Source organism: Hyphomonas jannaschiana VP2 (genome assembly GCF_000685215.1).
GTDB lineage: Bacteria > Pseudomonadota > Alphaproteobacteria > Caulobacterales > Hyphomonadaceae > Hyphomonas > Hyphomonas jannaschiana.
In genome coordinates this window covers 218,699-230,702 of record NZ_ARYJ01000004.1, presented here as the reverse complement: position 1 = coordinate 230,702, position 12,004 = coordinate 218,699, and the positions used below count along the sequence as shown (strand labels likewise).

At 62.5% G+C, this 12,004-nt stretch carries 13 protein-coding genes; 12 read left to right on the top strand and 1 reads right to left on the bottom strand.

Annotation, left to right across the window (positions count from 1 at the left end; genetic code table 11):
- The first annotated feature begins 72 nt into the window (after positions 1-72).
- The 6 genes from HJA_RS18530 (at position 73) to HJA_RS07670 (ending at position 5,308) form a co-directional block, all read left to right on the top strand.
- Entirely contained in the window at positions 73-243 is a 171-nt protein-coding gene (locus tag HJA_RS18530) for a hypothetical protein (RefSeq protein WP_206741696.1), read from the top strand.
- 177 nt (positions 244-420) lie between these two features.
- Positions 421-897 (top strand): SspB family protein, encoded by a 477-nt coding sequence (locus HJA_RS07690; RefSeq protein ID WP_035580399.1) that lies wholly within the window; start codon positions 421-423, stop codon positions 895-897.
- 9 nt (positions 898-906) lie between these two features.
- Positions 907-1,365, top strand: coding sequence for a PaaI family thioesterase (locus HJA_RS07685; protein WP_035580396.1), 459 nt, complete (start codon positions 907-909; stop codon positions 1,363-1,365).
- On the top strand, positions 1,362-1,793 hold the full coding sequence (locus tag HJA_RS07680; RefSeq protein ID WP_035580392.1) for a PaaI family thioesterase: 432 nt from the start codon (positions 1,362-1,364) through the stop codon (positions 1,791-1,793). The genes HJA_RS07685 and HJA_RS07680 overlap by 4 nt, the downstream gene beginning before the upstream one ends.
- A 72-nt stretch (positions 1,794-1,865) precedes the next feature.
- Positions 1,866-3,095, top strand: a complete 1,230-nt coding sequence (locus tag HJA_RS07675) for a cytochrome P450 (protein WP_051597490.1) — start codon at positions 1,866-1,868, stop codon at positions 3,093-3,095.
- Positions 3,096-3,247: 152 nt separating this feature from the next.
- Entirely contained in the window at positions 3,248-5,308 is a 2,061-nt protein-coding gene (locus HJA_RS07670; protein ID WP_035580823.1) for a DEAD/DEAH box helicase, read from the top strand.
- 15 nt (positions 5,309-5,323) lie between these two features.
- Here HJA_RS07670 and HJA_RS07665 read toward each other — a convergent pair whose 3' ends face one another.
- Positions 5,324-5,668, bottom strand: coding sequence for a DUF1428 domain-containing protein (locus HJA_RS07665; protein ID WP_035580389.1), 345 nt, complete (start codon positions 5,666-5,668; stop codon positions 5,324-5,326).
- A 115-nt stretch (positions 5,669-5,783) separates the two neighbouring features.
- On the opposite strand from HJA_RS07665, the gene HJA_RS07660 reads away from it, so the two are divergent.
- From HJA_RS07660 to HJA_RS07635, 6 genes are all read left to right on the top strand, one after another.
- Positions 5,784-6,458 (top strand): winged helix-turn-helix transcriptional regulator, encoded by a 675-nt coding sequence (locus tag HJA_RS07660; RefSeq protein ID WP_035580386.1) that lies wholly within the window; start codon positions 5,784-5,786, stop codon positions 6,456-6,458.
- Positions 6,459-6,635: 177 nt separating this feature from the next.
- Positions 6,636-9,062, top strand: coding sequence for a DNA topoisomerase (ATP-hydrolyzing) subunit B (gene gyrB / locus HJA_RS07655; protein WP_035580383.1), 2,427 nt, complete (start codon positions 6,636-6,638; stop codon positions 9,060-9,062).
- Positions 9,063-9,812 carry a hypothetical protein gene (locus HJA_RS07650; RefSeq protein ID WP_035580380.1) on the top strand — a complete coding sequence of 250 codons (750 nt, stop codon included), beginning with the start codon at positions 9,063-9,065 and terminating at the stop codon, positions 9,810-9,812. It begins immediately after the preceding gene.
- Positions 9,813-10,288: 476 nt separating this feature from the next.
- Entirely contained in the window at positions 10,289-10,690 is a 402-nt protein-coding gene (locus HJA_RS07645; protein ID WP_035580379.1) for a hypothetical protein, read from the top strand.
- 220 nt (positions 10,691-10,910) lie between these two features.
- The gene (locus tag HJA_RS07640) at positions 10,911-11,108 is read left to right on the top strand and encodes a DUF3008 family protein (RefSeq protein WP_035580378.1); all 198 of its coding nucleotides are present in this window, start codon (positions 10,911-10,913) and stop codon (positions 11,106-11,108) included.
- A gap of 131 nt (positions 11,109-11,239) precedes the next feature.
- A complete protein-coding gene (locus HJA_RS07635) occupies positions 11,240-11,935 on the top strand; it encodes a pirin family protein (RefSeq protein ID WP_035580376.1) in 696 nt (231 codons plus the stop codon).
- Positions 11,936-12,004 lie beyond the last annotated feature (69 nt).

The following is a 12,004-nucleotide window of genomic DNA, read 5'->3' as shown; positions in this document are numbered from 1 at the left end:
TTGGCCATAGGCCGAAACTTTTGGCGTCTTCACGCGTTGGTTCCCTACTCCCCGCGAAAGGAGGAAACCGAAATGACAGGCAAGAGCCCTCAAACCGAGAAGAATCACGACACCGAAACGGCCGACAAGAAGATTCGCCCGTCCGGTCCGGAAAACATGGAAGACCCGCCCAAAGACTGGGACAAGGTCGACGAAGAAAGCGACGAATCCTTCCCGGCCAGCGATCCGCCCGCAAATTACTGACCCTGTTTCCCGGCTAGTCCGTTGCATTTCCGGCGCATTCCCGCCCCGGTATGCGCCGCTGCGCGAAGTACAGCTTTTTGCTCGCGCATTGTGCGAAGCCCGTTGCCCGCACGCGGCCGGAGGAATATTGTGACGAATAGAACAAGCAAGAAACTTGATGGGGATCAGCACCGCGCCATGACGGACTATATCGGTTACGAAGCGCTCACCCAGGCAGCCATGCGCGGCGTCGTCCGCGAAGCGCTGAAGCGCGCCAAGGCGAATGGCGGCCTGCCGGGTGACCACCACTTCTACATCACGTTCCGTTCGAAGGCCCCGGGCGTGCGCATGGCCGATTACCTGGTCGAGCGTTTTCCGGTCGACATGACGATTGTGGTCCAGCACCAGTTCTGGGACCTCGAAGTCCATGACGGCCACTTCGAGATCATCCTGAAATTCTCCGGCGTGCCGCAGCACCTGTTTGTGCCTTATGCCGCCATAACGCGCTTCGTTGATCCGTCCGTGAATTTCGGCCTGACCTTCGAAGCGCAGGAGAAGGACGCCGCCGTCATCTCTCCGGCCTCCGAACTGGAAGAGACGCATGACGAGGCAGACGCTGCCCCGACCAGCGATGCCGGCACGGTCGTCAATCTCGACGCCTTCCGCCGCAAATAGGCCGGACGATTGTCAGAGACTGAAAAACCCCGCCTCAGCGACGCTGACATGCTGGCCCGCTTCCAGGGCTCCAAGAAGCGCCCCCCCTGTTCCGACACGCTGGGCATGAAGCTCATCGAGGTCGAGCAGGATGCCATGCGCATACGGATGGAGTTCGACGTCAGCCCATCCTTCGCCAATCCGACCGGTGCGGTGCAAGGCGGCTTCATCTCCGCCATGCTGGACGAAGCGATGAGCACCTGCGTGATCATTGCATCCAACGTCACAATGACGGCCCCGACACTGGAGATGAAAACCAGCTTCCTGACGCGCCTGATGCCCGGCAAGGCCTGGGTCGATGCCCGCATCGTCCGCCTCGGAAAATCCGCGGCCTTCATGGAAGCGGAATGTTTCGACCCGGACGGCAGAATGGTCGCCAAGGCCTCCGCCACCGCCCTGCCAATGCCGTTCAAGCGGCTTGCCAAATGAGCTTCGACAAGCGCGCCTATTGGGAAGGCGTGTTGGGTGACGGGACGCGCCCGCCCGCAACCGATTTTGTCGGCTTCGACCTGATTGCCTTCGACGAGAAGGAAGGCTGGGCCGAGGCCGCCTTCTGCCTGCCGGCCGAGGCCACCAATCCCGGCGGCACCGCGCAAGGCGGCTTCGTCACGGCCGCACTGGATGAAGTCATGAGCGTCGCCGGATCAATCGTTCAGGATGGCCCGGCCATGGCACCGACCCTTCAGATGACGACCAGCTTCATCCGTCCGGTTCCAGTCGGCGTGCGCCTGATCGGGCGCGGCGAAGTCGTTCGCAAAGGCAGGCAGGCCATCTTCACGCAGGGCTTCCTCTCCACGGAAGACGGCACGCTGCTCGCTCAGGCCACCGCCAGCTGTATTCCGCGCTCACTCGCCTGACGCTGCGGCACGCTGCGCGTTTGGTGCGCCTGTGCTATTCTCCCGGAAAATATATAAATCCGGGAGGAAAGAATGGCCGACGATCTGGGCGCAAGCCCGAAGGTGCCGCAATCCATCATCGAAGTGACGGCCTTCATGCCGGAGGCGCGGCGCGATCCTCACCCGCCACTTAAAGCCCTGCGCGAGAACTGCCCCGTCATGCGCGACGAGATGGCGAAGACCTGGTTCCTCACCCGCTATGGCGATGTCCGTACCACGGTGAACGACCGCAGTTTCGTCCGCCATCCCCTCAATGCGGAAGAAGGCTCGATCTCGCGGCAGCTGGTCGACGAGGAAAACCCGCGGCGCACCTCCATCCTGTTCATGGATGATCCGGACCATGCCCGCGTGCGCCCGCCGCTGGCAAAGGCCTTCTACACCCGCATCAACAAGATGAAGGACCAGATCGAAGCCATCGTTGACGACACGATCGATGCCGCCCCGGCCTCGGGCGTGTTCGACCTGATGGCCGAGATTGCCGTGCCCATCCCGGTGACGGTCATCGCCCGCATTCTTGGTGTCGATGAACATCGCCTCGCAGACTTCCGCGAATGGTCAGAGGCAGTCATCCTCGGCCTGAACCCGGTCCGCACCCCGGAAGAAACCGAGCGCATGATGGCGGGCGGCGCAGCGCTCGACGCTTATTTCACCGAACTGATGGAGCGCCGCCGCAAAGGACCGGAAGACGATCTCATCACCGACATGGTTCAGCTACAGGCCTCTGGCGAAGCTCCGCTGTCGGATGATGAAGTCCGCATCAATCTTCAGGCGCTGCTCGTCGGCGGGAACCTCACCACGACAGACCTGATCGGCAATGGTGTCTGGCTATTCCTGACGCATCCTGAGCAACTCGCTGCGCTGAAGGCCGATCCCGGCCTTGCCGCACAGGCCGTCGAGGAAGTGCTGCGCTATGAGGCGCCGGTCTCTGCCACCTCCCGCATTGCCGAAGCCGACAAGCAAGTGGCTGGTTGCCCGGTGAAGGAACATCAGGTCGTGTTCTGCTCGCTTGCTTCGGCCAATCGCGACGCGGAGACCTTCGAGGCGCCGGAGGCGTTCGACATCACGAAGAAACGCGCCAGCCATGTTGCCTTTGGCGGCGGGCCGCACATCTGTATCGGCGCCCCGCTGGCCCGGATGGAGGCCCGACGCGTCTACCAGAAACTGTTCGAACGCTATCCGGACATGAAGCTGCCGGAACAGGACATCGCCTGGCGCGCCCTGCCCTTCTTCCGCGGCATCGAAAGACTGGACGTGGAGGTCTGATGGCCTGTTAGCGGTACCGGGCATTAACGAACGCCCTGCGCGTGCCCATGGTGCAGCGCGCAAAAACGTGTCATAGGGCCGCAAACTCCCTCTGACAGGTCGATCGTGCCTCGATGACGATCCCTGACAGCCCAACCCCCGAAAGCCTTTACATGTCCGCTTATCCGTCCGTTCCCTCGGCCCTCGCCGAAGCCCTTGCCAATAAGGGTTATGAAAGCCTCACCCAGGTCCAGACCGCCGTGCTCGATGCAGAGCTCGCCGGGCGCGACCTGCTCGTCTCCGCACAGACCGGTTCTGGCAAGACCGTCGCCTTCGGTATCGCCATGTCCGGCGACCTTCTGGGCGAGGAAGACCGCCTTGCCCGCGCCGAAACCCCGCTCGCCCTGATCGTGGCGCCGACGCGCGAACTCGCCATGCAGGTCGCCCGCGAGCTGACCTGGCTCTACGGCCCGGCCGGCGCACGTATCGCAACCTGCGTCGGCGGCATGGACATGCGCGACGAGCGTAAGGCCCTCGCCCGCGGCGCGCATATCGTCGTCGGCACGCCGGGCCGCCTGTCGGACCATATCAAGCGCGGCTCGCTGGACACCGCCGGCATCCGTGTCGTCGTGCTGGACGAAGCCGACGAGATGCTGGACATGGGTTTCCGCGAAGAGCTGGAACACATCCTTGAAGGCACGCCGGAAACGCGCCGCACGCTGATGTTCTCCGCCACTGTGCCGAAAGGCATCGCCAACCTCGCCGCGCGCTACCAGAAAGACGCCCTGCGCGTGAAGACGGAATCCGAACAGCGCCAGCATGGCGACATCGAATACCGCGCGCTGTTGGTGGCCCCGGGCGATGAAGAGAACGCCATCGTCAACATCGTGCGCCACTCCGACAGCGAGAGCGCGCTCGTCTTCTGCACGACCCGCGCCGCCGTCAACAAGCTGATGAGCCGTATGGGCAATCGCGGCTTCCCGGTCGTCGCCCTCTCCGGCGAACTCAGCCAGAAGGAACGCTCGAACGCCCTGCAGGCCCTGCGCGATGGCCGCGCCCGCGTCTGTATCGCCACCGACGTTGCCGCCCGCGGCCTCGACCTCGACAATCTGGGCCTTGTCATCCACGCAGACCTGCCGCGCGATCCGGCGACCCTGTTGCACCGTTCCGGCCGGACTGGCCGGGCTGGCCGCAAGGGCGTCAGCGCGATGATCGTGGCCCCGAAGGCCCGCCGCCGCGTCGAGCGCCTGCTGGGCGACGCCAGGATCGAAGCGACCTGGGGCACACCGCCATCGGCTGACGAGATCAACGCGCTGGATGATGCGCGCCTGCTCGCAGACCCGTCCCTCACCCGCCCCATTCATGAGAGCGAGCGCGCCATGATCGACGCGCTGCTGGAACAGCACGGGCCCGAACAGGTCGCGGCCGCCTTCCTGCGCAAACAGCGCGAAGGCCGTTCTGCACCGGAAGACCTGCGCGAAGTCGACCTCACCCCGCCGAAACGCCGCGAACGCGGTGAGCGCGGCGACCGGCCTGAGCGCGAGCCGCGCGAGAAACGCAACAAGACAGAGCGCAAAGGCTTCGACGATGCGGTCTGGGTGCAGCTGAATGTCGGCCGCAAGAAGAACGCGGAAGCCCGCTGGATCCTCCCGGTCCTCTGCAAGGCAGGCGGTCTCTCCCGTGACGACATCGGCGCAATCCGCATCAATCCGTCCGACACGCATGTGGAGCTCACCCGTGAGGCCGCAGCGCGCTTCTTCGAGACGATCGGTGAGGGCGGCTCGGTGGAAAAGGGCCTGCGCGCCTCGCCGCTCGATGGCACCCCGCCGCCTGCCCGCTTCGACCGCAATGACCGCTTCGACCGCGATGAGCGCAGCGAGCGCCCGGCCCCGCGCCTGCGCAAGAAGCCGTATGACCCGGATGCCCCACGCCACCTCTCCGGCAAGAAGCCCTACAAGAAGAAATCCGCCCCGGAAGACGCCACCCCGGCTGAACGCGCGCCTTCCCCGCAGACGGACTACATCCAGGACGACCGGGAGAAACCCGCACGGCCTGCGAAGAAGTTCTCCAAAGTGCACGCCAAGGACGGCTGGAAGCCCCCGATGCGCAGCAAGGGCAAACCCGGGAAAGGTGGCCCCAAGGGCGCCGGAAAGGCCGGCCCGAAAGGCGGAAAACCAGCCTTCAAGAAGGGTGGAAAACCGCCTGCCGGCAAACGCAAACCTGGCGGAAACTAAGCTCCGCCGGTCTGCCTAGGCCTCAAGGATCACATCGAAGGTGCCGAAGATCATCCGTTTGCCATCAAACGGCATCTCGCCCATTTTGTGCATCTCCGGCATCATGACTTCCCAGGCCTTGTCGTGTGTGGCCTTGTCCGGCCAGCTGATCCATCCGATCACGACCGTCTCGTCCGGCTGGCACTTCACAGCCAGCGGGAAGGACGTCATTTCGCCATCCGGCACCTCATTTCCCCAATTCTCGACGACAGAGAGCGCCCCATGCTTGCGGAACAGCGCAGCGGCCGCCTTTGCGTGTGCGAGGTAAGCGTCCTTGTTTGCGGTCGGCACTGCGGCCGCCATGATCTGCGTGTATGCCATGTCTGTCTCCTGTGCGTTTTAGCCCGCCACCACTAAAGTTATTTTTTATAACTATCAAGTTCTATTTTATAACTATATATTGCAGACACATCCAAACTCGCCTCTAGTCGCCACCATGACCACTCGCGCCCTCGACAAGAAACGCCTCTACAATGACGGTTGCGCCGCCGCACACGCGATGGACCTTGTTGGCGAACGCTGGGCCCTGCTCGTGATCCGGGAGCTCATGCTGGGCCCAAAGCGGTTCAATGACATCCGCCGCAACCTGCACGGCCTCAGCGCCAACATTCTCACTCAGCGTCTGGAGGAGCTGGAGCGGCACGAAATCGTGGTGCGGCGCACGTTGCCCCCGCCCGCTTCTGTACAGGTCTACGACCTCACGCCCTGGGGGCGGGAGCTGGAGCCCGTCTTCCAGGCCCTCGGCCGCTGGGCGGTCCGCTCCCCCTTCAAGCCTGACGGACCGATGAGTGTGAATTCCACGCTCATGTCCTTTGCCACCATGTTCGACCCATCCAAGGCGAAGGGCCTCTCCGCCCGTGTTTCGATGGAGATTGACGGCGAACCCTGCCACCTCATCGTGAAGGATCAGGCCGTCACCGCCGAACGGGGGGAACTCACCCCGGCAGACCTCTGCATCCGGGCCTCTGCGGGCGACCTGCTCAGCCTCTTTTATGATGGCGCAGATCCCGCCGAATGGCTGGAAAGACCCGGTGTCAGCGCCTCCGGCAACCTCGATCTCCTCGCCCGGTTGCCGCCCGCTTTCCCCGTTCCGGCGCCCTTTTGCGGCTGAGATTTTGCTCCAACAGCCTGTCGTCATTCTGACTCTGCCCCCACCCATCGCAGCGCATTGTTTTTATTGATGATAATTTGCCGAAATTGATGCCCTGAAAAGCAGATCAAAATTTCCCTTTTGGGGCCAAAGGCCCTATATTTACAGGCGAATCTGAAGAATCGACGGGGAAGCCTCATGGCTGAAGAAACGCAGGGCGAGAATGCCGAGTACGGCGCAGGCTCCATCAAGGTCCTGAAGGGCCTCGAAGCCGTGCGCAAACGTCCCGGCATGTATATCGGCGACACCGATGACGGCTCGGGCCTGCACCACATGATCTACGAGGTCGTGGACAACGCCATCGACGAGGCGCTGGCCGGCCATGCAGACCGCGTGACGGTCACCCTCTACCCCGACGGCTCGGCTGAAATCACCGACAATGGCCGCGGCATTCCCGTGGGCATGCACCCGACCGAGGGCGTCTCGGCAGCAGAAGTCATCATGACCCAGCTGCACGCCGGCGGGAAGTTCGACCAGAACTCCTACAAGGTCTCCGGCGGACTGCACGGCGTGGGGGTATCCGTGGTCAACGCGCTGTCGGACTGGCTGGAGCTGACCATCCATCGCGAAGGCAAGGAACACTGGGTCCGCTTCATCAATGGCGGCCATGTCGAGGCCCCGCTGGAGACACGCGGCGACTCCCCGATGACGGACAAGGGCAAGCCTTATACCGGCACGGCGGTGCGCTTCCTGGCGGCCTCCTCCACCTTCACGATGACCGATTACGACCGCAAGACGCTGGAGCACCGGCTGCGCGAGCTCGCCTTCCTGAATTCCGGCGTCCACATCATCTTCCGCGACGAGCGCGAGGCAGAGCCCTATGAGATCGACCTCATGTATGAGGGCGGCGTGAAGGCGTTCGTCGAACACCTCGACAAGGCCAAGGGCAAGCTGATCCCGGAGCCGGTCTACGCCATGGGCGAGAAGGACGGCATCACCGTCGAAGCGGCCCTGGAATGGACCGACAGCTATCACGAGAACGTGCTCTGCTTCACCAACAACATTCCCCAGCGCGACGGCGGCACCCATTTGGCCGGCTTCCGCGGGGCGCTGACGCGGATCATCAACAAATACGCCAACGAGACCGGCCTCGCGAAGAAGGCCAAGGTCGAGATTTCCGGCGACGATGCCCGCGAGGGCCTGACCTGCGTCCTCTCCGTCAAAGTGCCGGATCCGAAATTCAGCTCCCAGACGAAAGACAAGCTCGTCTCCTCCGAGGTGCGCCCGGTGGTCGAGAGCATGATGGGCGAAAAGCTCGCCGAATGGTTCGAGGAACACCCTAAGGAAGCCCAGGAAATCATGGGCAAGATCGTGGAGGCTGCCGCCGCGCGCGAGGCCGCCCGCAAGGCCCGCGAACTGACGCGCCGCAAGTCCGCGCTGGACATCACCTCCCTGCCCGGCAAGCTGGCCGACTGCCAGGAGAAAGACCCGGCGAAATCCGAACTCTTCATCGTCGAGGGGGATTCCGCTGGCGGCTCGGCCAAACAGGGCCGGTCACGTGACAACCAGGCCATCCTGCCCCTGCGCGGCAAGATCCTGAACGTGGAGCGCGCGCGCTTCGACAAGATGCTGTCGTCCGACCAGGTCGGCACGCTGATCATGGCGCTTGGCGCAGGCATCGGGCGCGACGAGTTCGACATCGAAAAGCTGCGCTATCACAAGATCATCATCATGACCGATGCTGACGTCGACGGCGCGCACATCCGCACGCTGCTGCTGACCTTCTTCTATCGTCAGATGCCGGAAATTATCGAGAAGGGCTATCTCTACATCGCCCAGCCGCCGCTCTACAAGGTGACGCGCGGGCGCTCGGAACGCTATGTGAAGGACGATAACGAGCTGGAAGCCTATCTCATCGGCGAAGGCACCGACGGGGAATCCCTGATCCTGCCCGACGGCACCACGATTGCCGGGGAAGACCTGCGCGACCGCGTGCGCCAGGCCTCGAACTTCCAGGCAAACCTCCGCCGCCTCGCCCTCCGCGCTTCCGGCGAGCTGATCGAACATGCCGCGCTTTCCGGCGCCATGGCGGCAGGTGCGGGCGATGCGGAGGCGGAGAAAACCGCCGAACGCCTCAACCGTCTCGCCGAAGAAGGCGAAGACACCTGGAAAGGCCGCTTCGTCGAGGGCGCTCTCGTCCTGCAGCGCACCGTGCGCAGCGTCGACGAGACGATCTCCCTGCCCCCGGCCCTGCTGGCCAGCCAGGACGCCCAGCGCCTCGCCGAACGCGCGGCGGGCCTCGCCGAAATCTACGACCAGCCCGCCATCCTGCGTCAGGACAAAGGCGGCGAAGTGACCGTGTGCGGACCGAGCACGCTGCTCAAAGCCGTGCTCGACAGCGGCCGCAAGGGCCTGAAAGTCCAGCGCTACAAGGGTCTGGGCGAGATGAACGCCGACCAGCTCTGGGAAACCACGCTGGACGCCAACGCCCGCACCCTGCTGCAAGTCCGCGTCGACCATATGGAAGAAGCCGACGACATGTTCACGAAGCTGATGGGCGATGTGGTCGAGCCGCGCAGAGAGTTCATCGAAGAGAATGCGCTGGACGCGGAGGTGGATGTTTAATTGAACTTCGATTGGCCGGACATCATTTTCCTGCAAACCGTTCAGGGCGATTCCGGGCTATTCGTTGTAGTGCTCACCGCGATCTTAGGTGCGGTCGCGGGTGCACTCGCTACTTTCTTCGTAGAACTTTACTTCAGACTTCGCGAAGAAAGGCGAGCAAATCGGTCCAGAGATCACGCGCTGTACATGTTCATCAACCAAATGATGTACGATGTGACTTCTATTCACACTCGGCTGCTTGAAACGTTGGGTAATCAACAATGGCCGGTGGAATTAGATACGAAAATGCAACGCATGATCGGAAGCGCGCCAGCAAACACTCCGCTAGATCCGAATCTTCTTGGCGTCCTGCGCGGCCCCAAAGCCGCGGGACTTGTCCACCAACTATTTGAGCTTAGAAACCTACGTGATCTAACCATTCAGCTTCAAGCCGCTCTGAATGTTCAAGTGCAAGAGCTCCAAGAACTCCACATCAAGCACGCCAGCTCCCGAGAAAATTTGCGGGTCACATCTTCAATAAGCAGCGACCACCCGGACTTTCCTCTGATCGATATTCGTCGGCAAGAGGTGTCCTATACCGCAAAAATGCTCATCCAAATGGGCTACACGTTTGTTGAGCGCATGATTGATTTCGGCGAGGGTTACAACGAGTTTAAGTCCCATCCGAACAAAAATGTTCACTCGAATTTGATGATAGATTTGGACGAACTGAAATCTCTATCGAAACCCACATCATCGCAATCGGGATAGCAGGCGTAGGGTGGGTTGAGCGGAGCGATACCCACCTTTCGGACTCGCGGCGGGCATTGCATGGTGGGTATCGCTTCGCTCAACCCACCCTACGGATCCGCCCTCTGCCCCCAAACTCCCCACACGCGTCACCCCCGGCCGCGGAGCGGTCCGGGGATCCAGCTCTGAAAGAGGCGAGCGAGGGCGTCATGTCCGGTTCGGGGATTGTTGCCGCCGCCCATGACGGACTTTGTCGATGCGTTCGGAGATGGGTCCCCAGACGGCTGCGCCGTCGGGGATGACGCGTGAGGAGAGATTGGGCCCTGTCCCTCACCCGCCGCGTGTCATCCCGGAATTTGCGCAGCAAATATCCGGGACCCAGATGCGGTGTTGCCACTGCAGGACTGGGTCCCGGATAAGCCCTGCGGGCTTTCCGGGATGACAGGTCGCGGGCGATGTGAATTCGTCTGATAGGGCTCGCCCCCATCCTTGCGGGCATGCATCCTGACCTTCAGCGCTACTTTACCCATGTCTGGCCGCTCTTCTGGCCGTGGCTGGTGTGGAACCTGGTGCGTGTTGCCCGCTGGCACGCACGCACCGGGCGCGAAGCGCTGATGGCGGTGGACTGTTTCGGCAATATAAGGCTCGTCTGCCTGGCCGATGCCCCACCGCCCGATGATCTCTATACATATGAAGCGCCGCGCATTCCCCGCTGGAAACATCCTGCCCTTGGCAGCGATGTGCCTGTCTCGCTTTGTGGCTGCGTGCGCGGCAAGTCCGGCATGATCATGTTAAGTCATGACGTGGTCCGTCATGATCCGGATAAGTCCGGTATAGTCACCCATAGTCATGGCATAGTCCGGTATAATCATGGCCTGCACGTGCGGGGTCCGCCTTAGGTGGGCCTTTGTGCGCCGCCAGTCATCCTTCGACTTCGCTCAGGATGAGTTCTCTCTAAGGCGCACCACAGAACCGCACTCATCCTGAGCGAAGTCGAAGGATGGCTGGCAAAGAACGGATCCCTAACCGGATGGCACCCGCCACTCCGGCCGCTCGTGCGGGATGGAACACGCGTCCGCCCTTTCGCGTTGATACTTTACCCAATCAAAGGAGGCCGAAATGTCTGCACAACAGATCCCCGAACACCAGGCCGCCGGACTTGCGCTCGCCGTACGCCGTGGCCGCACATCGAAATGGCACCTGCATGGCAAGGCCAAGCAGATGTATGACGATCTCAGCATGGAAGAGCTGGAAGCCCTCGCCGAGCCGGATGAGGACAGCGAAGAGGCCCAGAAACCCTCGCAGAAACCCTCATAAACAGCCTTGATAATCGGGCACTTATTCCGGGGCGGCATAAGTCTTCTTTGCCGCCCCGCCCTACAGCGCCGTGCGCTTCACGTCATATTCGCTGCAACACGAAAGCAATACGGCACCTGAAGGAGCCCGCCATGATTGACCTCCGCCCGTTCGACCGCCTCGGCCGTTTCCGCAATGAATGGCTCGACGCGAACTATCACTTCTCGTTCTCGGGTTATCACGACCCGCGCCGCATGGGCGAAGGCGCCCTGCGCGTGTGGAACGATGACACGATCCAGCCCCACACCGGCTTCCCGCCGCATGGCCACCAATCGATGGAAATCATCACCTATGTCCGCAAGGGTGCCATCACCCACAAGGACTCGATGGGCAATACCGGCCGCACTGAAGCGGGCGATGTCCAGGTGATGAGCGCCGGGGCCGGCGTGCAGCATTCGGAATGGAATGCCGACGACGAAACCTGCCAGCTGTTCCAGATCTGGGTCCTGCCCCGCGAACAGGGCGGCCAGCCGGGCTGGGGCACGCGCCAGTTCCCGAAGGGCGACCGCTCCGGCAAGTGGACCGTGTTTGCCGCAGACGGCGGCGAAGACGATGCCCTGCCCCTGAAACAGGATGCAAAGGTCATGGGCGCAACGCTCTGCGCCGGGGACACGCTCAACTATGAAGTGGCGCCCGGCCGGCATGGCTATCTCGTGCTGGCGGCGGGCTCGGTCAGCCTGAACGGCCATGTGCTGAAGGCCCGCGACGGCGCCGCCATCACCGGCGCCGAGACGCTGGAGCTGAAAGGCCTGCAAGACGCCGAGATCGTGTTTGTGGACACGATTTAAGCTGCTTCACATCAGCGTGACTTCGGGAACAGGAAGGGTGATGGTAAGTTGATAACAGACCCTAATGGA

Excerpts from the sequence above, each read along its gene's own strand:
- HJA_RS18530 (WP_206741696.1), top strand. The coding sequence starts at position 73 with ATGACAGGCAAGAGCCCTCAAACCGAGAAGAATCACGACACCGAAACG.
- HJA_RS07690 (WP_035580399.1), top strand. The coding sequence starts at position 421 with ATGACGGACTATATCGGTTACGAAGCGCTCACCCAGGCAGCCATGCGC.
- HJA_RS07680 (WP_035580392.1), top strand. The coding sequence starts at position 1,362 with ATGAGCTTCGACAAGCGCGCCTATTGGGAAGGCGTGTTGGGTGACGGG.
- HJA_RS07675 (WP_051597490.1), top strand. The coding sequence starts at position 1,866 with ATGGCCGACGATCTGGGCGCAAGCCCGAAGGTGCCGCAATCCATCATC.
- HJA_RS07670 (WP_035580823.1), top strand. The coding sequence starts at position 3,248 with ATGTCCGCTTATCCGTCCGTTCCCTCGGCCCTCGCCGAAGCCCTTGCC.
- HJA_RS07665 (WP_035580389.1), bottom strand. The coding sequence starts at position 5,668 with ATGGCATACACGCAGATCATGGCGGCCGCAGTGCCGACCGCAAACAAG.
- HJA_RS07660 (WP_035580386.1), top strand. The coding sequence starts at position 5,784 with ATGACCACTCGCGCCCTCGACAAGAAACGCCTCTACAATGACGGTTGC.
- gyrB (WP_035580383.1), top strand. The coding sequence starts at position 6,636 with ATGGCTGAAGAAACGCAGGGCGAGAATGCCGAGTACGGCGCAGGCTCC.
- HJA_RS07645 (WP_035580379.1), top strand. The coding sequence starts at position 10,289 with ATGCATCCTGACCTTCAGCGCTACTTTACCCATGTCTGGCCGCTCTTC.
- HJA_RS07640 (WP_035580378.1), top strand. The coding sequence starts at position 10,911 with ATGTCTGCACAACAGATCCCCGAACACCAGGCCGCCGGACTTGCGCTC.
- HJA_RS07635 (WP_035580376.1), top strand. The coding sequence starts at position 11,240 with ATGATTGACCTCCGCCCGTTCGACCGCCTCGGCCGTTTCCGCAATGAA.